The organism is Sphingomonas sp. GC_Shp_3 (assembly GCF_026540945.1).
Taxonomy (GTDB): domain Bacteria; phylum Pseudomonadota; class Alphaproteobacteria; order Sphingomonadales; family Sphingomonadaceae; genus Sphingomonas.
Genome location: NZ_JALNUT010000001.1, coordinates 1,151,654 through 1,172,633, shown reverse-complemented (window position 1 = coordinate 1,172,633; position 20,980 = coordinate 1,151,654). Strand labels below are relative to the sequence as shown.

Annotated in this window: 17 protein-coding genes; 4 read left to right on the top strand and 13 right to left on the bottom strand. The window is 67.2% G+C overall.

What is annotated here, in order from left to right; all coding sequences use genetic code 11:
* The first annotated feature begins 96 nt into the window (after positions 1–96).
* Entirely contained in the window at positions 97–1,287 is a 1,191-nt protein-coding gene (locus OXR00_RS05770; RefSeq protein ID WP_267387084.1) for a Gfo/Idh/MocA family oxidoreductase, read from the top strand.
* 19 nt (positions 1,288–1,306) lie between these two features.
* Here OXR00_RS05770 and OXR00_RS05765 read toward each other — a convergent pair whose 3' ends face one another.
* The 9 genes from OXR00_RS05765 to glpK all read right to left on the bottom strand — a co-directional run bounded on the left by OXR00_RS05765 (position 1,307) and on the right by glpK (position 12,462).
* On the bottom strand, positions 1,307–2,149 hold the full coding sequence (locus OXR00_RS05765) for a hypothetical protein (RefSeq protein ID WP_267387083.1): 843 nt from the start codon (positions 2,147–2,149) through the stop codon (positions 1,307–1,309).
* 11 nt (positions 2,150–2,160) lie between these two features.
* Positions 2,161–3,054 (bottom strand): VOC family protein, encoded by an 894-nt coding sequence (locus OXR00_RS05760; protein WP_267387082.1) that lies wholly within the window; start codon positions 3,052–3,054, stop codon positions 2,161–2,163.
* A 128-nt stretch (positions 3,055–3,182) separates the two neighbouring features.
* Complete coding sequence (locus tag OXR00_RS19755) at positions 3,183–5,306, bottom strand: right-handed parallel beta-helix repeat-containing protein (protein WP_267387081.1); 2,124 nt, start codon at positions 5,304–5,306, stop codon at positions 3,183–3,185.
* Between the two features lie 175 nt (positions 5,307–5,481).
* Entirely contained in the window at positions 5,482–7,347 is a 1,866-nt protein-coding gene (locus OXR00_RS05750; protein ID WP_267387080.1) for a sodium:proton antiporter, read from the bottom strand.
* 96 nt (positions 7,348–7,443) lie between these two features.
* A complete protein-coding gene (locus OXR00_RS05745; protein ID WP_267387079.1) occupies positions 7,444–8,049 on the bottom strand; it encodes a class I SAM-dependent methyltransferase in 606 nt (201 codons plus the stop codon).
* On the bottom strand, positions 8,046–8,693 hold the full coding sequence (locus tag OXR00_RS05740; RefSeq protein WP_267387078.1) for a PIG-L family deacetylase: 648 nt from the start codon (positions 8,691–8,693) through the stop codon (positions 8,046–8,048). The genes OXR00_RS05745 and OXR00_RS05740 overlap by 4 nt, the downstream gene beginning before the upstream one ends.
* Positions 8,690–9,670 carry an acyl-CoA dehydrogenase gene (locus OXR00_RS05735; protein ID WP_267387161.1) on the bottom strand — a complete coding sequence of 327 codons (981 nt, stop codon included), beginning with the start codon at positions 9,668–9,670 and terminating at the stop codon, positions 8,690–8,692. The genes OXR00_RS05740 and OXR00_RS05735 overlap by 4 nt, the downstream gene beginning before the upstream one ends.
* Positions 9,671–9,672: 2 nt before the next feature.
* Entirely contained in the window at positions 9,673–10,749 is a 1,077-nt protein-coding gene (locus tag OXR00_RS05730; RefSeq protein ID WP_267387077.1) for a glycosyltransferase, read from the bottom strand.
* Positions 10,750–10,941: 192 nt separating this feature from the next.
* Positions 10,942–12,462, bottom strand: a complete 1,521-nt coding sequence (gene glpK / locus OXR00_RS05725; RefSeq protein WP_267387076.1) for a glycerol kinase GlpK — start codon at positions 12,460–12,462, stop codon at positions 10,942–10,944.
* Between the two features lie 160 nt (positions 12,463–12,622).
* Between glpK and OXR00_RS05720 the strand changes: the two genes are divergently transcribed.
* A complete protein-coding gene (locus OXR00_RS05720) occupies positions 12,623–14,497 on the top strand; it encodes a glycoside hydrolase family 2 TIM barrel-domain containing protein (RefSeq protein WP_267387075.1) in 1,875 nt (624 codons plus the stop codon).
* A gap of 113 nt (positions 14,498–14,610) precedes the next feature.
* Positions 14,611–15,618: an NAD(P)-dependent alcohol dehydrogenase gene (locus OXR00_RS05715; protein ID WP_267387074.1), complete on the top strand. Its 1,008-nt coding sequence runs from the start codon at positions 14,611–14,613 to the stop codon at positions 15,616–15,618.
* A gap of 50 nt (positions 15,619–15,668) precedes the next feature.
* On the opposite strand, the gene OXR00_RS05710 is transcribed toward OXR00_RS05715, so the two are convergent.
* Complete coding sequence (locus OXR00_RS05710) at positions 15,669–15,857, bottom strand: hypothetical protein (RefSeq protein WP_267387073.1); 189 nt, start codon at positions 15,855–15,857, stop codon at positions 15,669–15,671.
* Between the two features lie 157 nt (positions 15,858–16,014).
* Here OXR00_RS05710 and OXR00_RS05705 point away from each other — a divergent pair, with 157 nt between their 5' ends.
* Positions 16,015–16,557 (top strand): TetR/AcrR family transcriptional regulator, encoded by a 543-nt coding sequence (locus OXR00_RS05705; protein ID WP_267387072.1) that lies wholly within the window; start codon positions 16,015–16,017, stop codon positions 16,555–16,557.
* Positions 16,558–16,615: 58 nt separating this feature from the next.
* On the opposite strand, the gene OXR00_RS05700 is transcribed toward OXR00_RS05705, so the two are convergent.
* The 3 genes from OXR00_RS05700 to OXR00_RS05690 are packed head-to-tail and all read right to left on the bottom strand — an operon-like array spanning position 16,616 to position 20,710.
* A complete protein-coding gene (locus OXR00_RS05700; protein ID WP_267387071.1) occupies positions 16,616–18,076 on the bottom strand; it encodes an efflux transporter outer membrane subunit in 1,461 nt (486 codons plus the stop codon).
* Positions 18,076–19,620 carry an MDR family MFS transporter gene (locus tag OXR00_RS05695; RefSeq protein ID WP_267387070.1) on the bottom strand — a complete coding sequence of 515 codons (1,545 nt, stop codon included), beginning with the start codon at positions 19,618–19,620 and terminating at the stop codon, positions 18,076–18,078. Before OXR00_RS05695 ends, OXR00_RS05700 begins: the two co-directional genes overlap by 1 nt.
* Positions 19,613–20,710 (bottom strand): HlyD family secretion protein, encoded by a 1,098-nt coding sequence (locus OXR00_RS05690; RefSeq protein ID WP_267387159.1) that lies wholly within the window; start codon positions 20,708–20,710, stop codon positions 19,613–19,615. The genes OXR00_RS05695 and OXR00_RS05690 overlap by 8 nt, the downstream gene beginning before the upstream one ends.
* Positions 20,711–20,980: the final 270 nt, after the last annotated feature.

Genomic DNA, 20,980 nt, shown 5'->3' with positions numbered 1-20,980 from the left:
CACGGTGGTGCAATGTGGTTCTTTCCGGCACCAAGCTGCGTTACACCGCCGGCACGTAGGAAGATAAACGGCCGACGTCACAGGATGGAGGATGCGATGGAGCGCGAAGTAACGAGACGCGGCGTGATCGAACTTGGCATGGGCGCCGCTCTGGCGATCCCGGCCGCCGGCGCGATGGCGGATGCCGCGCAGGCGCAGCAGAAATCGCCCGGATCGGTCGGCTATGCGGTGGTCGGCTTGGGCAAGCTGAGCATCGGGCAGATCCTGCCCGCACTGAAGCGAACCAAGAACGCACACCTTGCCGCCTTGGTGAGTGGAAGCCCTGAAAAGGCGAAGCGGCTCGCCGCCGAATATGGCCTGCCCGAGACCGCGATCTACAGTTACGACACGTTCGACAGCATCGCCAAAGACCCCAACATCCAGGTCGTCTACATCGTTCTGCCGAACTCGATGCATGCCGACTTCACCGTGCGCGCGTTCAAGGCCGGCAAGCATGTGCTGTGTGAGAAACCAATGGCGGTCACGCTGGCGGAATGCGAGCGCATGATCGCTGCCGGCAAGGCCGCGAACCGGCAGTTGATGATCGCCTATCGCTGCCAGTACGAGCCCGTGAACGTCACCGCGATGCAGATTATGCGCAAGGGCACGCTTGGCACGCCGCGGTTGGTGAGTGCGGTGATGGGCAAGCAGACCGACCTGTCCGATCCATCCGACGTCTGGCGGCTGGACATGGCGATGTCCGGCGGCGGCGCGCTCGCCGACATGGGCATCTACGGCATCAACGCCACACGGTATCTGCTGCTGGAAGAACCGGTCGAGGTGCGCGGCTGGGCACGGACCGACCGGAACGATCCACGCTTCAAGACGGTCGACGATCTGATCGCGTGGCAGATGCGGTTTCCCTCCGGCGCAATCGGGGAGGGGTCGTCCTGCTTCTCGCAGCCGGGCACGATGTCGTGGCAGGCGATCGGCAGCGATCGTCGCATGGTTGCCGATCCGGGATGCTTTTACGGCGGCAATTCCCTGCGCATCGTCGGTGGCAAGAACGACCCTCAGCCGCAGGTAAAGGAGATGGATCAGTTCGGCAATGAGATGAACTGGTTCGCAGACGTGGTGCGCGGCAAGTCGCCCAACGTCTCGCCGGGGGAGGAGGGGCTGCAGGACATGCGGATCATCCACGCCATCCAGCAGTCGGTCGCGAACGGCGGTGCATCGGTGAAGATCGCCGGCGGCTACCGGCGCGCGTATGATCCGGCCACGACCGTCGGCATTCGCACCTCGGTATGATGCGGCGCCGGCCGCGTGCTCAGTGCACGCGGCCGGCGCGGTTCTCCAGCACCACGTTGGACAAGGTCGCCGTTTCCGCAACACCGGGCAGGTGCGACGAGAAGCCGATGCCGACATAGAAGGGTGCGGTGATGTCGAGCGTGATCGGCGCACCGAACTGATGCATTGGCTCACCCTGTTCGCTTACCCACAAGGTGAACTGGTTGCCCTTCTTTTCGATGCCGATGCGCTTGGCGTTGAGCGTAACCAGGCTGTCGGGCGACTTGCCGCCGGGCAGGCCGCCGCGACTGCCGATGCGATATTCCATGTCGCTGATCCGCCGGCCGGGCTCCGGCCGCTGCGCGAGGTGGAACATGCCATCGCCGTGCAGCGCAACGAACGCTTCCTTGGCATCGTCGTCCAGCGACTGGCGGATGACGAGCAGCGCCTTGTGATCGCCGAAGCCGCCGTTCGGGTAAGCGATGTCCGCCGCCAACGAAACATCGCCAGACATCTTGTTGAACAGGAAGCGGAACTCGTCGCGCGTGTACCACACGTTATAGCCGGCCGAGTGGATCGTGTAGGTGCCGTTCGCGAAGGTCGCGCTGCCGGGTGCGACCGCCCCACCGACATCAGCCTGCGCGGAGAATACACCAATCGCGCGATTATCGACCCGGGTCGGGCGGTGAAAGCCGGGCGCAGGCCCAACCTGATTGTGCACTGTCGATTGCGGGTACGCCCAATCGGGCGCGATCGGCGCACCCGGCGGGCTGTTGGCGACGGAACTGCCGGGAACGTCGGCATGCTCCTGCGCGCGTGCGGGGGTTGCAGCAGGCGCGGCACCGATCGCCGCGATTGCTGCCAGGCTCAGGATCTTGCGCATAGACACCTCGCTCACTTTTCGGGATCGGGCGCGGCGAAGGGGGAGCAGCACGGCTTGCCGATCGCGTGGAACTCCATCAACTCCGCGCGCGTGCCGTCCGGATCGAGCAGGTTGAGCTGCCATTTCGCGTCACGACCGATCTTCGGAACCTGATCCTGCCCCTGTAACCGGTCGCCGTTCCACAGCAGGGTATAGGCGGTGCGCGTGTCAGGCACGCCCAGCGCGAAATGGTTGAGTACGCCGAGATTTGCCGCACTCATGTCGGCAGGAATGCCTTTGGTGTCAGGCGTGCCGACGACCATATATTCGATCCAGTCGCGCCCGTCGGGCAATTGGAGCGAGATCCAGGTCGGGTGATCTTCCTTCATCCCGCCCTCCCAATAAGGTTTCAGGCGAAGGATGCCCTTGTAGAAGCGATCCTCGTTGGCGCGATTGTGGACGATGAAGCCGAAGTGCATGATGTGGCTCGACAGCGGGTTGACCGGCACCGTCGGCAGCTTGGCGGGCGGCTGCATGAACTGCACGACCGTACCCTCGGGATCGGTGACCGAGAACCAGCGGCTGCCATCGGGCGCGGTGCTGAGCGCGGCAGGCACCGTGACGCCGTGTGCGGCCAGATACGTGCGCATCTGCGCGGCATTGGCGGTGCTGAAGGCGACGTGCGCGAGCCGGTTGATCGAATGGTCGCCGGCTGGCAGCGGCAACACCTCTACGAACTGGGTGGGGGAGAAATAGTAGCGCGCGCCGGAGGATTGTTCCGGGTCTGGCTGTTTCACCGCGCCGAGATCATGGACGTAGAACCGCTCGCTCTTGGCCGGATCGGCGGCATAGACCGCGATGTGCGAGACGCTGGCGAGCGGCGGTCGTGCCGGCCCTTGCGCCGAACTCGCGGTGGGCAACAGCATGGCAAATGCCATGCCGGCGCAGGCTAATGAACGTCGTTTCATGGTCTGCTCTCCTGGATTGCGCTACTTACGCTTGGTGTAACATCAGATGGCGAGTGCCGGACGCCGTGGTGTGGGGGCGAAGGCCGTCAGGATTGTCTGCGCGGGTCGATTGGTCGCGATCGTACCGCGCGCAGGCTGGCGAGCGGACCCGCGACCCGGACCGCGCCGGTCGGTTTGCCAAGCATGTCCGTCTCGCCTGCCGGTCCCGCAGCGGATCGCGGCAGTGGCGCTTCGGACGAGAGCGTCAGCGTCAGCGCATCGGGATCGAACGTGATCCGCAGGTCGGCGATCACGGAAGTCCGGTCCCAGCCATGCGCCGCGCGCCAGCCCGCCAGGGTCTCGTAGCGGATGTAGCGCCACGCGTCCGGCAGGCGGGCGGTGGCGGGCATGCTCGTCAGCAGACCCTGGAAGGCGTCGGGCATATCGACATAGACGTTGCCGTCCGCCGTATTGTTGGTGCTGAGAAAGACGATCCCGACCTTGCACTTGGCGAAGATGTTGCCGGAGATGGTATTGCCCTCCGCGACCGGCCGGCCGCGATCGGGTCGGACGATGGTGAAGACGCCGGCATTGTCGCAGCGGCCGATCAGATTGTGCGCGATGACGAGGTTGCTGGTGGCATTGTCGAAAATGCCCGAACCCGCACAGCCGCGCTGCCCGGGCGTGCCGGGTTCGGCATTGCGCACGTCCCAGATGATGTTGTTGTCGATCATGTTGCGCGCCGGGTTCATCTCGAAATGCACCGCGGCGCTGACGGTCAGCACGTCGGTGAAGACGTTCTGCGTTACCCGGCAATTGTCGTTGCCGACGTCCCACCAAGCGGCGGCACCGTGGCGAATGTGGCGGATGACGTTGCGGCGGAACAGCATGCCGCGCGCGCGGTGGAACTTGGCGCCGGCCGCCTCCCAGCCGCGTTCGGCATCGGCCCAGCCGCACCACTCGATCAGATTGTCCTCGATCAGCGCGTCGCTGGTGCCCATGCCGCCGATCCCCTCGACACCGCAGTAGCGTAACGTGTTGCCGCGCACGATGATCGCCGTGCCGGCCCGCGGCGCGCCGGCGCTATCGCCGTCGCTGCCGATATCCAGGCCGATGCCGTTCGCCCACTCCAGCACGTTATTCTCAAGGATCCAGTGGTCGCCGCCCGCCAGCGACACCATGCCGAACTGCGGGAACGGGTAGGCGTTGCCGACCTGCTGTAAGGTGAGGCCCTTCACCCGAATGTAGCCGGTGCCGCTCTGCGCCGGGATGAAGGCGTGTTGACGGGTGGTCACCTCCATCATGTGATCGGCGGGGGTTCCCGCCGCGAGCCGCACGTAGATCGCAGTGCCGCTATGATCGGTCCAGCACCGTGCGGTCGGCGTGCCACCGATCTCCTGCATGATCGGACCGCCGCGACGGCGTGGCGGCAGCCCGTTTTGCGGCTTCGCAGGTTGGGTGAAATCCGGCATCGGCGGCAGGTCGGGCATCACCAGTTCGCGAAGCTGCTCCATCGGCTCCAGCGGCTTGCCGTCGGCGAACACCAGCCCGCGCCGCCGCAGATAGGGGCCGAGATCGGTGGTCGCGCCGTCCAGCCACTCCCACGATCCCATGATGCTGGGCAGCGCGAACGGGTTGTAGCCGTCGGGGAACAGCGTGCCGGGCAGATCGTGTCGCCACACCGCGACATCCGACGCATCGCTGGCGCCCCACGCCGGGCCGCGTGGAACTGCCACCCGCCGCCAGCCATCGCCAAGCACTTCCGAACCACGGATGCAGACCTTCGCGCCGGGTGCCGCCTCGTAACTGATCATCTCGCCTGGGCCAGTACCGCCGCGCGCCGGGCGGACGCACTCACGGTACACGCCGGCGGCGATAACGACGCGCTCGCCCGGCTGCAGGATTTCGGCGGCGCGACCAATCGTGCGGAACGGTCGTGCGGCGTCGCCCGGGCCAGCGTCGTCGGCGGACCGGGACGCGATGTCGACGTAGTAGGTTTTGGAAAAGGTAAGCGGCTGTTCCCAGCGGGGGAAGGCCGTCCCGTCGGGCAAGCGCGTGTCGGTTGTGGCGCTGCCGTCCCGCGCGGTCGCCGTGCCGGTCGTGCCAAAGCCGAGGCCGGAGGCGGCGGTTAGCCACGCGGCAGTTCCGATAAAGGCGCGCCGGTCACAGCCTGTTTCGGGGCCGTTCGACGCCGGCTGTCTCTGCGCCGATCGTTCCTGTCGTGCCGCCACCGTCCCGCTCCTGCTTTCGCGTTCCTACGTCGAGCTTGCTGCCCGCCGTTGACGCGGCGCCAAGATGCCGATGTAAACGGGTTTAAGGCAAGTGGTTTGTCTGAGTAATCGGTTCTTCTTCAATCTATCACCGGCGCTGCCGGTGCTGTCGGCACCTTAGCCAGGCGCCAGCCGGTCAGGCGCCGTGTTTCTGTTCGCGCGGGGCCGATCGCAGCCGGCCCGTGAGCAGGGTGATGAGCCTCCGCTTGCGGTGTACCGGTTCGACCGCCAGCACCGGTTGATGTAGCACCACCACCAGACCGTCCGTGGGCGGCGGCGCTTCCTGTTCGGGGCTCACCAGCGTGAAGTCTCCGTTGGTGGCGATGGTCGCGACGACCCAGCTATGCTCGTCGTCACCCGAGCGTTGATCGGCGGGCTCGACGAGAAAGGATGCACCGGCCTGCATCAGGTCGGACAAACGCGCGTGCGCCATGTCCATGGCGACCGCGATCTTACCGCGCCATTCACGCGCAGAGGCGTAGCGCCCGGTGCTGTCGTCCGGCGCGATCTGGCAGACCCGCTCGCGCCCAAGCTCCGGCGCGAAGCGTGTGCAGACCAGCGCGTTGTAGGCGTCGTCGGGCGTGGCGGCGAGGAGATGCTCGTAATCGCGCAGGTCGACCACCTCCTCGCCGATGACGGACAGGATTTCGACGCGGAGGGTCTGGAGGCCGGCAAGGCGCGCCGCCCGCAGCGCGTTGGCGGAACGGTCGACCAGCAGCACCGGTATGCCGGCACCGCGCAGCGCCTCGCCAAGGCCGATCGTCCAGGCGGACGCGCCGACGATGAGTACACCGCCGCGACCGCCGCTGGCGAGCTTCAGCCGGCGGGCGAGCGGAGCGAGTGACAGGCCGTGGAGCAGGACGGTGGACGCGATCACCGCAAAGACGAGCGGCAGGACGAGGTTGGCGTCCGGGTAGCCCGCCTTGGCGAGCCGTTCCCCCGCGACACCGGCGATGGCGGCGGCGACGACGCCGCGCGGCCCGATCCAGCCGACGAGGAGACGCTCGGACCAGCTCACCTTGGCGCCGAGCGTGGCGAGACCGATCGCGAGCGGGCGTGCCACGAACAGGATCGCTAGGGTCGTGGCGGCGATCGGCCAGCTCAACATCATCACGGTCTGCCGGTCGATATTCGCGGTCAACAGGATGAACAGGCCCGACACCAGGAACACCGTTAGCGATTCCTTGAAGCGGCGGAGTTCCTGAAGCCCGGTGACGTCGATGTTGGCCAGGACTACGCCGAACAGCGTCGCGCCCACCAGACCGGTTTCCGGCTGGATCGCCTCACCAGCGGCGTAGACGCCCAGCGCGCCGGCGAGCAGGATCGGCGTTTTCAGATACTCAGGGGCGAGATCCCGCCGGAACAGCGTGCGGATGCCGAACGGAACCGCCAGCCCGAGCGCGGCCGCGATCCCGCCGCCGAGCAACGTCCGCCACGCAAGCTGCAGGACGGCGTCGGTGTTGCTCATCGTTGTCGATAACGTCAGGAAGCTGAGGACGAGCAGGGTGATGGTCGCGCCGATCGGATCGTTGACGATCGCTTCCCATTTCAGGAACGCGGCGGAGCGCGGTTCCAGCTTCGCCTGCCGCAGCAGCGGCATGATGACGGTCGGGCCGGTCACCACCAGGATCGCCCCGACCAGAATCGATACCTGCCACGACATGCCCGCCACGAAATGCGCCGCCAACGTACCGAACAGCCAGTTGAGCGGCAGCGCGACCGCGACCAGCCGCAGTACGCCCGAGCCTGCCGACCGAAGCTCACGCAGGTTGAGGTTCAGGCCGCCCTCGAACACGATGATCGCGACCGCCATGCCGATCGCCGGACGCATCACCTCGCCAAGCGCGACCGATGGTTTGACGATTCCGGCGATCGGCCCGGCAATCGCGCCGATCACCAGCAGCGGGATGATGGCGGGAAGCTTCAGCCGCCAGCCGAGCCACTGGCCGAACACGCCCGCGACGGCAACGCCGACGACCAGCAGCAATATCGTGTCTTCCAAAGGTTTATCTCCGAGCGAGCGCCTCGCCTAAACGGCGGGCGATCCATTTAGTCGCGTGTCTGAAGCAGGAATGCTGGGTCGTTCGGCTGACCCGCATCAGCGATCGGCGGCGGGTTCCTGCAACCGGGGTACGGGGGTTGCCACGATGACCTGCCAGCGGCGGCACGACCGCACCCGCCTGATGTGCCAGCCGCCGCCGGCGAACCGCAGGAACCGTTCCTGTATGCCGCTGGCGTGCTGCGCGAAGTCGTAGAAGTCGATCGCGTGGTGCGCCAGCACCAGCCGGCCACCTGGGCGCAGTGCGGCGGCGACATCCTTCGCCACCCGCGCCATGTCCGCCGGCGACAGATAATAGAGCAACTCCGCGACGATCACCGCATCATAGCGGGTGCGGGGCAACCGGCCCGGCAACGGTAGCATGATCGCGCGTGCACCCGCGTAGTCGCGGATCGCCGCAGCGGTCAGGCGCGTGCCCTCGGCGGTGCCCTCCGTCGCGTCGAGGCGCAGCGCGCGCCGTGCTAGCGCCCTGCTGTTCGACCCGTTGCCGCTGGCCAGTTCCAGCACCCGCCCGACCGGCCCGGGGCCGAGCGCGTGCAGGATCGCCGCGCGTTTGACGGCCTCGTCCCGGTTGGTGAAGGTGTCCCAAGGGTCGTCGCTTTGCGCGAACTTGTCCGCGAAACCGTCAAGACCGATCGCCTTCATCGGCGCACCTCCACGAAGGTTTCGAGCGGATGCGCGAACGCGGCGAGTTCGTGGCGTGCAATCGCGAACCCGGTGGGGTCGTCGGTGATCGCGCCGAGTTGCGTGCGGTACAGGCGGAGGAGCGACCGTTTCGCCGCATGCCCCCCCAGCATCGGCACGGTCCGCGCCCGTGCGATCGCACCGGCGCGGGGCGGCCAGACGTGGTAGCTGAGCTGCCGGACCGCGCCGAAGCCGCGCCCAAGCGCCATCGCCACCGCGCGATGATCGGGATGCGCGTCAGTCTCCGCCGGGCCGACGATCAGGTCCTGGCCCAGTCCCACCGCGCGGCGGACGCGCTGTCGGCAGCGGGGCAGGTGCTGGGGTAGCGCCCCATCGGGCAGGCCGAGGAAGCGGACGTCGCCGGCCGGGATGCCGAGGCGGCGGAGCGCGAGCAGACTTTCACGCCGCCGCGCACCGACCAGTCGCTTGGCCGGCCATAAGCGGCTGCCGGGATGCGATGCGGCGCCGTCGCTGACGACGACGACCCGGACCCGCGCGCCACGTTGCTTCAGCGCGAGCATCAGACCGGCCGCGCCGATGATCTCATCGTCCGGGTGCGGCGCGACGATCACGGCGCGCCGTACGCGCGTGATATCGAGCTTCACAGCGCCGGCACCAGCAAACCGTCCTTCACCGCGCGCCCGACGCGGAGCCGCTGCGCATCCGGCGCGGGTTGCCGCAGATAGACGGACAGATCGGTAATCATCGCCGCCAGCGGATGATCGACGAAATGCCCGGCAAGGCCCACGGCGTTCTGCGCGATATCGATCGCGCGTTCGGCGGCTTGAGCGACCGCCATGCGCGCGGCGGCGACTCTGGCGAGCCGTTCCTCGCCATCGGTTTCGAAGAATGCGACGGCAGCCCGGCGCACGAACGACGCGGCGGTATCGGCCAGCCAGAACAGTTCGGCCAACCGAGCCGTCTGAAACGGATCGTCCGCGCGGCCGGTGGCGACGAGATGGTCGCGGGTACGGTCGCACAGCCCCGCGATGCCGCCGGCGTGGACCGCCACGAAGCGCAGCGCGCCGCCGCTGAAAAACGGCTCTGTCGCATAGACGTTGGCGTCACCGATCTGGCCTGCCGCGTCGATGACCGCGTCCGACCAACGGACCTGATGCGTTTCGGAGCGCTGCATACCCGTCATCCGCCACCAGCTTCGGTCGATTACCGGTGGCGTGGCGGCGAGATCGACCAGGATCAGCCTCGTGCCGCCAGCCTCCTGCGCGGTGACCAGCGCGTGCGTCAGCACGCCGGCGCCCGACGCGTAGCTTTTGCCGCCGTTCAGCAGCCCTCGCTCGAGCAGCAGCGGTTCGTCCGGCAACGCGGCGTTCCACACGCCCAGCATCGCGCCGCCGGCCAACGCCTGTCGAAGCGCGCCGATCTGCGCGTCGTTGCCGTAGCGCTGCACGATCTGCGTGGCGTCGACATGCCCTTCCAGAAGCCGGCCGAGCGGCAGATCGGTTCGACCCTGTGCGTACAGCGGTTTCAGGATCGCCATGCTCTCCTCCGCTGTGCGCGGGTCGGCGGCCGGACTTTGCGCCCAGCCTGCGGCCGCGATCGCCCCTCGCAGTTGCGCCGCCATCTTCACGCCGCGATCTCGCTGGCGCCGGTTTCAAGCGCCAGAAGTGCCTCCTCGGCGGCGGCGAGGCTGACCACGCCGAAGCCGGCCGGTGCGGCGGGCACGATCCGGATCGCGAAGGCTTCGGCATTGGGACAATCCCGCGCAACGCCGAGGACATGATCGACGGTGAGGTCCAGGCGGGCAGCCAAGCTCTTGCGAACGTCAGGGGATCCGATCGTCGCGAAGGCGGCGCGGGCCGCCGCGTGCGCTTGCCACTGCCATGCTGCTCCACCAGGATGGGCGACGTGCGGCGGCAGACCGGAATCGAGCGCGAGCAGCGTGCTCGCCAAGCCGCTGGACGCGCGCCCGATGCGCCGCGAGGATGTTTCGACCACCATTGCGGCGTCCCGGCGCACCCGCAGACCGGCGCGTGCCGCTTCGTCGAGGATCGTGGCGTCTTCGCCCGAGGGCAGGGCCGGAAACCCGCCGAGCGCGCGGTAGGCGGACGCACGAAACGCCATGTTCGCGCCGCCCGTGAAATGATGGGTGTCGCGCGCTTCCCACGGGATCGGATCGAGCAGGCGGCGGTACCGATACAGACGATCGTAATATGTCTCGATGCGGCACTGCGCGGGATCAGCGGACCCGTTGCGGCGAACGATCCGTCCCGCCACGGCGTCGGCTTGCACCAAGGCGGCGTAGCCGGCCCGGATCCAGTCATGGCGCGGTCGGCTGTCCGCATCCGTGGTGAACAACAGACCCTCGGCGTCGCCCAGGACGGACAGCGCCATCGCCATTGCGGCCCGCCTTGCCGCACCCGCGTTTTCCGCGTGTTGGGTCGGGCTGCCCGCGATGACGAGTTCGAACGGCAGCCGGCCCGCAGCCTGTCGCAGCAGGGTCTCGCTGCCGTCGCTGCAACTGTCGAGATAGATGCAGACGATCAGCCGTCCACCCTGAACATCCAGCGCGCAAAGTGCCTCGAGCAGCGCGGGGAACAACTGTTCCTCGTTTCGCGCGGGGATCGCCACTATGGCGGGAGCAGTGTCAGGCAGGTTTGCTATCACGGTTTTCAGGCACTCCGGGCGCAAACGTATCTGCAAGATCGACATCGGCGTTTAACCCATGCGATCCCGAGCGCCAGCGGCTAATGCGCTGATTTGGATCAAGTGGTATGATGCTTGCGGCAAGCACACACTGTGCAGCGGAGCGTCGGGCGCGGAGCTAGGGTTCGATCTTGTCGGATGGGTGAATGGAGCGGAACCGACCGGTGCGAACAACACCGGTGGTGATCGCTAGCGCATTTCGCTTTGCCGCGGCGGCATCACGGGAGACCCTAACGTGCGATGCAGCGCGTCGCGCCATCCTGCGACCAGTGTTTCGCGGTGCTCTGCCGTCATCTTCGGTTCGAAGCAGCGGTTTCGCGACCACAGCCCCTCAAGCTCGGTGAGGTCCGTCCACAGCCCAACCGCGAGGCCCGCGAAAAAGGCAGCGCCGCGCGCCGTGGTCTCCAGGTCGCCGGGACGCTCCACCGTCGTCTCGAGCAGATCGCCGAGGAACTGGCAGAGCCAGTCGTTCGCGGCCATGCCGCCATCCACGCGGATCACGGCGGGGCGGGTAGCACCGTCGGCGATCATCGCCTCCAGCAGGTCGCGCGTTTGGTAGCCGACCGCTTCCAGCGCGGCGCGCGCGAGATGCGCTGCCCCCGCGCCCAGCGTTAGCCCGTGGATCGCGGCGCGGGCGTTGGGCTCCCAGTGCGGCGCGCCGAGGCCGACGAACGCCGGCACCATGTAGACGCCGTGATTGTCCGGCACCTGTGTCGCCATGTCGTCGGTCTCGCGCGCATGGGTGATTACGCCGAGCCCGTCGCGCAGCCACTTCACCGCCGCGCCCGCGACGAAGATCGATCCCTCCAGCGCATAGGTGGTTTGGCCATCAAGCCGGTAGGCCGGGGTGGTGAGCAGGCGATTGGTCGAGCGGAGCGCGTCGCTGCCGGTGTTGAGCAGCATGAAACACCCGGTGCCGTAGGTGGATTTGGCGGTGCCGGGCGCGAAACAGGCCTGCCCGAACAGCGCCGCCTGCTGGTCGCCGGCCATGCCCGCGATCGGGATGGTGGTATCGAACAGGCCGGGCGCGGTCTCGCCGTACAGGTGCGCGTTGTCGTGCACCTCGGGCAGCATCGCCATCGGCACGTCGAACAGGCGGCATAGCTCCGCGTCCCAACATCCTTTGCGGATATCGAACAGCAGCGTGCGCGCGGCGTTGGTGATATCGGTTGCGTGGCTCCCGCCGCCGGTCAGGCGCCAGAGCAGGAAGCTGTCGATCGTGCCGAAGGCGAGTTCGCCGGCTTCGGCCCGCGCGCGGGCACCCGGGATCGCGTCGAGCAGCCACGCGATTTTAGTCGCGGAGAAATACGGGTCGAGCAGCAAGCCGGTACGGTCGCGGACGAGCGGCTCCGCGCCGGCGGCCTTCAGCGTCCGGCAGCGATCGGCGGTGCGACGGTCCTGCCAGACGATCGCGTTGTGAATCGCGGCGCCGCTCCGGCGATCCCAGACCACGGTGGTTTCACGCTGGTTGGCGATGCCGATCGCGGCGATGCCGGCTGCACCCACACCGCTTGCCGCGATCGCCTCGCGCGCGGTGGCGAGCGTGTCGCGCCAGATGTCCTCCGGGTCGTGCTCGACCCAGCCCGGTTGTGGATACTGCTGTGGCAACTCGCGGTGCGCGGACGCCATGCGGCGGGCATGGCGGTCGAACACGAGGCTACGGGTCGACGTCGTGCCTTGGTCGATTGCCAGGATATGTGTTCCGGTCACCTGGTTCTTCCTTGCTGCATGTTCGACAGTGTCGCGTTTTCGCACGCCCGTTCAACGTCGAATTGCGCAGATCGGTGCGTCGGGAAGGGCTTCCGGTCAGGCGGAGCGGCTGGCATGATGTCCGATACGCAAGCCCGCCATGACGGGTCGGGAGGAAACCATGACGACGCTGCTCCGCACGATAGCCCTGTTGATTCCGGCGACGATGGTGGTCGCTCCGCTCGCCGCGCAGGACACGCCGTCCGCGTCTCCGGCATCCGGCCCGGTGCTGGTCGCGGCCGATCTGCGCGCCGGCACCGACCTGTCCGGGCCGTGGCATTATTCGATCGATCCGTTTCGATCGGGCATCGCCGGTTTTCACGGCGAGGCACCCGATAAAGGTCAGCAGCGTTGGCTCGACATCGATCCGCGCGCGGCGATGGCGACCGACAACCGCGTGCTCTACGAATTCGATCTTGGCCATTCGCCCGTCACCACGCTGCCCTCGTCCTGGCTGACCGAGGCGCCGGAGCTGCGCCATTATCAGGGCCTGATGTGGTACCAGCGCACCTTCCCGGCGCCGGTGCAGCGCCGTGGGCGATATTTTCTGCGCTTCGGTGCAGCCAATTATTCTACGGTCGTGTATCTCAACGGTAAGGCGGTCGGGCGGCATGAGGGCGGGTTCACGCCGTTCGCCTTCGAGGTGACCAAATTGCTGCGCGATGGCGACAATCAGGTCACGGTCGGCGTCGATTCGCAGGCCACCGAAACCACCGTGCCGCCGCCGGTGACCGACTGGGAGAATTATGGCGGTATCACTCGGCCGATCCGGCTGATCGCCACGCCGGACACCTATGTCGACGATGCGTGGGTGCGGCTGCAACGCGACGGCAAGCTGGCGGTGGACGTGCATCTCGACGGGCCGCAGGCGGCGAACCAGGCGGTGCACCTGAAGGTCGCCGAACTGCACCTCGACCGCGCCGGTGTCACCGACGCGCATGGCGACTGGCGCGCCACCGTCGCCGCGCCGCGCGCGCTGGTGCGCTGGTCGCCGGAGCGGCCGAAGCTGTACGACGTCGCGGTTGATGCCGGCGAGGACCAGTGGCACGACCGCATCGGTTTTCGCACGATCGAGACGCGTGGGGCGGACATCCTGCTCAACGGCAAGCCGATCTTCCTGCGTGGGATTTCGATGCATGAGGAAGAACTCGGCACCGATCCAACCCGCGCGATGACACCCGCGGCGGCGCGCGCGCTGCTGAGCGAAATCAAGGATGGGCTGCACGGCAATTACGTGCGGCTGGCGCATTACCCGCATGCCGAGGTCACGCTACGGCTCGCCGACGAAATGGGTCTGCTGGTGTGGAGCGAGGTGCCGGTCTACTGGCGCGTCGCGTGGGGAAATCCGGACACGCTGGCGCGCGCGCGTGCGATGCTGGCGGAGAACATTCGTCGCGACCGCAACCGCGCGGCGATCGCGATCTGGAGCGTTGCCAACGAAACGCCGGTGACGGACGCGCGCAACGCCTTTCTGCGCACGCTGGTGGCGGATGTCCGGCGGCTCGACGATACCCGTCTGGTCAGCGCGGCGTTGCTGGTGGAACGCGACAAGACGGCCGACCACCCGGTGATGGCGCTGGCCGATCCGCTGGCGGGTGCGCTCGATGTGCTGGCGATCAACACCTACAACGGCTGGTACACGTCCGACCGGTTGAACACCCTTGCGACCAGCGAATGGCGCGTGCCCGCCGACAAGCCGCTGATCTTCTCGGAACTGGGCGCCGACGCACGCGCCGGCTTCCACGATCCGGTCAAGGAGCAGAAGTTTTCCGAGGAGTTCCAGGCCGACTATTACCGCGCCACGCTCGGCATGGCGGACCGTGTGCCGACCCTGCGCGGCCTCTCACCGTGGATCCTCAAGGATTTCCGTTCGCCACGCCGGCAGAATCCGGACTTCCAGCAGGGCTGGAACCGCAAGGGGCTGATTTCCGAAACCGGACAGCGCAAACAGGCGTTCGACGTGCTCGCCAACTATTATGCCAACCGTGCCAAGTAGCGGCGTGTAGCGGCCCGTCGGCGACCAGTTGGGCTCACAAAAACGCTGTCACGCTCGGCGCTAACTCGCGCCGCCGCGCGTTCGTGGGCCGCACACGTGGAAGGATTTTCAATATGAAGGCAATGGTGCTGCGCGCGCCGATCGATCTCGATCGGCTGGTTATGGACGATCGCGCCGATCCCGGCGATCCGGGGCCGGGCGAGATCCGGGTGGCGTTGCACGGCAGCTCGCTCAACTACCACGATCTCGGCGTGGCGACCGGACGGATGCCGACCGAGGACGGCCGCATCCCGCTTGCCGATGGTGCGGGCGTGGTCGAGGCGGTCGGCTCGGGCGTAACCGAATTCTCCATCGGCGACATGGTGGTGTCGTGCTTCTTCCCCGACTGGCAGGACGGCACCCCGACGGTGGGCGACTTCAGCCGCACGCCGGGCGATGGCATCGACGGCTTCGCGCGCGAGTATGTCGTCCTGCCGGCGACGGCCTTCACGCATGCGCCGAAGGGCTTCGACGCGGTGGAAGCAGCGACCATCACCACGGCCGGGTTGACCGCATGGCGCGCGCTGATCGTCGACGGCAAGCTGAAGGCCGGCGACACGGTGTTGTTGCTCGGCACCGGTGGCGTGTCGATCTGGGCGTTGCAAATCGCCAAGTTGATGGGTGCGACGGTGGCGATCACGTCGTCGTCGGACGAGAAGCTGGAGCGCGCGCGTGGCCTCGGCGCGGACTTCACGCTCAACTACCGTGAGCAGCAGGGCTGGGGCGCGGCAGTGCGGGACTGGACCGGCGGACGCGGCGTCGATCACGTGGTCGAGGTCGGCGGGCCGGGTACGCTCGCCCAATCGATCGACGCGGTGCGGGTCGGCGGTCACATCTCGCTGATCGGCGTCTTGACGGGCGCGAGCGGCGAGGTGCCGACCGCGGCGTTGATGGCAAAACAGGCACGCTTGCAGGGGCTGATCGTCGGCAGTCGCCGTGAGCAGCAGGATTTCGTCCGGGCGCTCGACAGCGGCAAGATACGCCCGGTCGTCGACCGGCGATTCCCGCTCGATCAGCTTGCCGAGGCATTCCGTTACGAGATGGCCGCCGGGCACTTCGGCAAGATCGGCGTCGAATGGTGAGGGCGTCCGGCGCGGCCTGTCAGGTGTTGGCAGGCCGCGCCGGGTTTACCTCATGAACTTCGCGGCGCCCGCTCGATCAGTCCGCCGGCCCATTCGATCTCGCCCGCGTCCGGTGCCTTCACCGTCTGTCCGTTACCGGATGGATCGGCCGTCTGATCTTCGGTAGCATCCGCCTGATCCTCTTCGGTGCCCTGCACGCCGCCGATGGCGTTGTCGATCTTCTCTTCCGGGGTGTCCATCGTCCGTCTCCTTCTCCAGCCGGATCAACGCGCGAGTCGATGAATCGGTGCGTCATCGCCAGCGCGCCGGGCGTGCCGCGCCCGCACCCCCTGGCGTGCGGTTGCGCGACGCGTTGGAATGCGCAAAAGGTGGATGCAAGCGAAAGAAGGTACTTACATGCGACGCGACGCGCTCGAACGCCGTGAGGCGCTGATCCGCGCGGCGGCGGCGTGCTTCGCCGAAAGCGGCTATGACGTGCCGCTGGAGGACATTGCCGATCGTGCCGGGGTCGGGCGGGGCACGCTCTACCGCAATTTCCGCGATCGGCTCGACCTGCTGCTGGTGATCTTCGAGCGTGAAATCGATGCGATCGGCGCCGAACTCGATCCTGCGGCACCGCTGCCGGTGCTGCTGCGGCAGATCGTGCGCAGGACGCTGGGCACGCGGCTGCTGTTCGCGCGGCTGACGCTGGATCTGGCGAAAGACGACGCACACTTCGCCGCCTTCCACGCGCTGCACGGCCGAATGACGGCGATCCTCCACCCCTTTGTCACACGTGCCCGCGAGCGCGGCGAAATCCGCGCCGACGCCACCACCGAACAGGTGATGCTCGGCATCCGCATGATCAGCGCACTGCTGAAGTCTCCCTTGGCGGAGCGCGACCCCGATGCGCTGATTACCGAGGGGCTGGACCTAGTGTTGCGCGGATTGGCGCACTGACGCGGCAGCCGGAACGAACATCCGCCGCTGCCGGCTCCGCCCGGTCCAACCGCCCCGATCAGGGTGCCGGCGACGTGGCCGGTTCGCTCCAGCCGAGCCCGAGACTCTTCTGCACACCGATATAGGCGTTGGTCAGCTGCGCCTTGGCCTGCGCGACCGACAGCGCGGCGGAGAGCTGCTGTCGGTCGATATCGAGCTGGTCGATCAGCGTGCTGGTGCCGGCCTGATAGCGCTGCCGGTTGAGCAGCGCCGCCTGCGCCGCGGTGCGCTCCGCCTCGCTTAACTGGCCGAGTTGCTGGCGGACGTTGCCGAACAGCGACAGGTTCTGCTCGGCATCCTGTAACGCCTCCAGCACCTTTTCGCGGTACTGCGCATCGGCCTCGTCGCGCTGCGCTTCTGCCGATCGGATCGCCGCGCGGGTGCGGCCGAAATCGAGGAACGACCAGCTCAGCATCGGCGCGGCCAGCGTGGTGAGCATGCTCGGATCGAACACGTTGCCCGGACTGGTGCCGCCCAGCCCGATGATGCCCATGAAGTTCAGCTTCGGGAACAGCTTGGCCTTCTGCACGCCGATATTGGCATTGCCCGCCGCCAGCCCACGCTCGGCGGAGCGGATGTCGGGGCGGTGCGACAGGAGCGTGGCCGGGTCGCCGATCGGCACCTGCGCGGGCGGGAGCGGCACCGGCGCGGGCGTATCCAGTGTCGCGTCGAGCGACCCCGGCTCGCGCCCGGTCAGCATCGCCAGTTGATCTTTATATTGGTCGATCTGCGCGGCGAGCGGCACGTTCTGCGCATCGGTATTCTGCGCCTGCGTCTGCAAACGCTGCACGTCGAGCAGCGAGGCGGTGCCCGCCTGATAGCGCTGCCGCGTCAGGTCGAGCGCCTGATGCTGCAACTTGCTCGATTGCACGTTGATCTGCTGCCGCGTCTGTACGTCGCGCAGATTGACGTACGCCTGCGCGACCTGCGCCGACAGGCTGACCTGCGCATCGGCGAGGTCGGCGAAGCGCTGGCCGACGGTAGCGCGCGCCTGTTCGATGCCGCGCCGGCCGCCGCCGAACAGATCCGCCTCCCACGAGACTTGCCCGCCGAGATTGTAGAAGTTCAGCGACGAGATATCCGACCCAGAACCGCTGGTGTCACCACTGTTCGAGGCGTTGCCGACGCTGGTGCCGGGCAGCTCGGCATGCAGATAGGTGGCGTTGGCGCTGACGCTCGGCAGTTGGCCGGCACGACGCGAATCCACCTGCGCGCGCGCTTCGCGGATGCGCGCCTGTGCGAGGTCGATGTTGGGGCTGTGCGCCAGCGCATCGTCGACAAGCCGGTTCAGCGTCGCGTCGCCAAGCGATTCCCACCAGCGCGCGAGGCCGGGTGTCGGCGTGAACGCGGTGTCCTTTGCACGCACGAACGTACCGCGCGCGACCGCATCGGACGCGGCCTTGGGCGGTCCGGCATAATTCGGCCCGACCGTACACGCGCCGAGCAATATCAAAGCGGCAAGGGGGGAAGTTTTCAGCATCAGTGCATCGCCGCCGGTTCGGAGTGTTTCGGCAGGGGCCGAAGGAACAACACGAGTGGCAGCACGATCAACGTGCCGCACGCCATGATGAAAAAGATATCGTTATAGGTCATCACCAGCGCCTCGACCTGGATCTGCCCGCCTAATTGCCGATAGGCCGCCGCCATGCTGCCGGCGCGCTGCGCGCTTCCGGCCATATAGTCCTGCACCATCACCGAATTGGCGTTGAGCGTTTCCTCCATCCGCCGCGAATGGAACCACGTGCGCTGATCCTGGATGATCGAGATGCCGGCCAGCGCGAAACTGCCGCCGAGATTGCGCATCGCGTTGAACAGCCCGGAGGCGTCACCCGCATCCGCCGGCGGCACCGACTGCACCGCCGCCTGGCTGAGGAACAGCATCGCCAGGATCTGGCCAACGCCGCGCAGCAACTGTGATTCGGTAAAGTCGCCGCCGGTCGCGAACGCGTTGAGGTTCGCATCGAAATACGCCGACATGCCCATGATGAGCAGCCCGCCGCCGACCGCGATGCGGATATCGATCCGCCGCAGCAGGATCGGCACGATCGCCATCAGCATCAGGCTGGGGATACCCGACAGCATGACCACCTTGCCCGATTGCAGCGAATTGTAATCGGCGATCGAGGCGAGGAACTGCGGGATCACATAGGAGGTGCCGTACAGCACGATGCCGAGCACCACGCCCATCAGCGCGACCGAGCCGAACTGCCGGTCGAGCAGCAGGCTGAGCTTGATGACCGGCCGCCGCGCGACGAACTGCCCGGTGAACAGGCAGATGAAGCCGATTGCCGAGATCGCCGCCACCGTGCGGATCAGGCTGGAGGCGAACCACAATTCGCGTTGCCCTTCCTCCAGCATCACTGTCAGCCCGCCAAGACCCAGCGCCAGCCCGATAATGCCGAGAAAATCGGCCTGCGCGAATTCGCTCAGCTTGGCCTTCTGGTGCGGCAGCCCGATCAGCAGCAATCCGACGAGGAGCGCACCGATCGGCAGGTTGAGGAAGAAGGCGTAATGCCAGCTCACGTTCTCGGTCAGCCAGCCGCCGATGACCGGGCCGATCACCGGCCCCATGATCGCGGTGACGCCGAACGCGGCAATGCCGACCGGCTGCTGGCTGCGCGGCAGCCGCTGCGCGATGATGGTCTGCGCGGTCGGGATCAGCGCGCCGCCGGTGAAGCCTTGCCCGACGCGGCCGATGATCATCTGCGTCAGGTTCGTCGAAATGCCGCAGATCATCGAAAAGCCGGTGAACAGCACCACCGCGATCAGCAGGAAGGTGCGCAAGCCCAGCATCCGCGTCAGCCAGGCCGACAGCGGGATGATGACGATCTCAGCGACGAGATACGCGGTCGCCACCCACGTCCCCTCGGTGCCGCTCGCGCCGATCTCGCCCTGGATGGTCGGCAGCGAGGAATTGACGATCGAGATGTCGAGCGTCGCCATCAGCGCGCCGAGCGTGCCCGCCGCCACCGCCAGCCACGCCGCCGCATCTGCACGTTCGGGCGCGGCGGGGGTATCAGCCATGTTTACGAGCCTCGTCGCGCTGCTTTTCCTGCCGCTGGATCTGCTTCAGGTCGTTCTTGGCGCTGATCGTGTCCACCGACACCGTCACCGACAGGCCGGGGACGAGCAGGCGCCGCGCAGCGGGCGTCGCCTCGATCGAGATGCGGACCGGCACGCGCTGTACGATCTTGGTGAAGTTGCCGGTCGCGTTTTGCGGCGGCAGCAGCGAGAATTGCGCGCCCGTTCCCGGCGACACGCTCTCCACCCGGCCATGCACGTCCGTTCCTTCGAGTGCGTCGACCGAGATCGTCGCGGGCTGGCCAGGACGCATCAACGCAAGCTGCGTCTCCTTGAAATTGGCGGTGATGTAGAGCCGGTTGAGCGGCACCACCGACATCAGCCGCGTGCCGGCCTGCGCATACTGGCCGATCACCACCGTCTTGTCGCCGATCCGACCGTTGATCGCCGAGCGGATCAGCGTCGCGCCGACATCGACCTGGGCGGCGGAAAGCTGGGCGCGCGCGCCTTCACCCTGCGCGCGTGCCTGACCGACCTGCGCGCGCAACGAGGCGATCTTGCGCTCCTGCGCCACCAGCGTGGCGGCCTGCGCGCGGGCATCGTCGGCGGACTGGCGTGCGGTGACGGTAAGCTGCGCGAGCTGCTGGCGGGTTTCCGCGCCGCTCGCCGCGAGCGGGGTGTAGCGGGCCACCTCGGCGGCATCGTGCGCCGCCTTGGCGCGCGCGGCCGCAAGCTGCGCGCGGGCCTGTTCGATCGCGGCATATTGCTCGGCAATCCCGGCGCGCGCGTTCTGCACGCTGGCATCCGCCTGGGCGATCTGCGCCTGCGCCTGTTCGGACTTGGCGCGGTAATCGCGCGGATCGATCCGGACGAGCGGATCGCCCGCCTTTACGTCCTGATTGTCCACCACCAGCACTTGTTCGACATAGCCGCTTACCTTTGGCGCGACGACGACCGCATCGGCCTGGATCGTCGCGTCGTTGGTCGATTGCAGGTACTTGCCGGTCGTCTGGTAGTGAATGAACCAAAGTACGCCGACGACGATCAGCACCAGCACCACCACGATCAGCACCAGTTTGACGACCGGGCTCATCTTCTTCTTCGGCTTGGCGTCCTTTGCGGGCGCGGGATCGGTACCGCCATCGCCGTTGCCCTGTGGCGTCTCGGACGTTTCGATCCGATCCTCGTCATTCTGGCTCATCGCTGCACCCGGAAACTCACAAGCGGACACTATGTCCGAATCTCACCATCCCTAAGCAGAAATCGTCACGGTGATCCAGCGAATACCGCAGTGCACAACAACCTAGGCAGAACAATCCCAGATAATGTGATGTGAACTCGTATGTTGTAAGTTCCAGTCACG

Coding starts and splice junctions, on each gene's coding strand:
- OXR00_RS05770 (WP_267387084.1), top strand. CDS start 97: ATGGAGCGCGAAGTAACGAGACGCGGCGTGATCGAACTTGGCATGGGC.
- OXR00_RS05765 (WP_267387083.1), bottom strand. CDS start 2,149: ATGCGCAAGATCCTGAGCCTGGCAGCAATCGCGGCGATCGGTGCCGCG.
- OXR00_RS05760 (WP_267387082.1), bottom strand. CDS start 3,054: ATGCTGTTGCCCACCGCGAGTTCGGCGCAAGGGCCGGCACGACCGCCG.
- OXR00_RS05745 (WP_267387079.1), bottom strand. CDS start 8,049: ATGAAGGCGATCGGTCTTGACGGTTTCGCGGACAAGTTCGCGCAAAGC.
- OXR00_RS05735 (WP_267387161.1), bottom strand. CDS start 9,670: ATGGCGGCGCAACTGCGAGGGGCGATCGCGGCCGCAGGCTGGGCGCAA.
- OXR00_RS05720 (WP_267387075.1), top strand. CDS start 12,623: ATGACGACGCTGCTCCGCACGATAGCCCTGTTGATTCCGGCGACGATG.
- OXR00_RS05715 (WP_267387074.1), top strand. CDS start 14,611: ATGAAGGCAATGGTGCTGCGCGCGCCGATCGATCTCGATCGGCTGGTT.
- OXR00_RS05710 (WP_267387073.1), bottom strand. CDS start 15,857: ATGGACACCCCGGAAGAGAAGATCGACAACGCCATCGGCGGCGTGCAG.
- OXR00_RS05705 (WP_267387072.1), top strand. CDS start 16,015: ATGCGACGCGACGCGCTCGAACGCCGTGAGGCGCTGATCCGCGCGGCG.
- OXR00_RS05700 (WP_267387071.1), bottom strand. CDS start 18,076: ATGCTGAAAACTTCCCCCCTTGCCGCTTTGATATTGCTCGGCGCGTGT.
- OXR00_RS05695 (WP_267387070.1), bottom strand. CDS start 19,620: ATGGCTGATACCCCCGCCGCGCCCGAACGTGCAGATGCGGCGGCGTGG.
- OXR00_RS05690 (WP_267387159.1), bottom strand. CDS start 20,710: ATGAGCCCGGTCGTCAAACTGGTGCTGATCGTGGTGGTGCTGGTGCTG.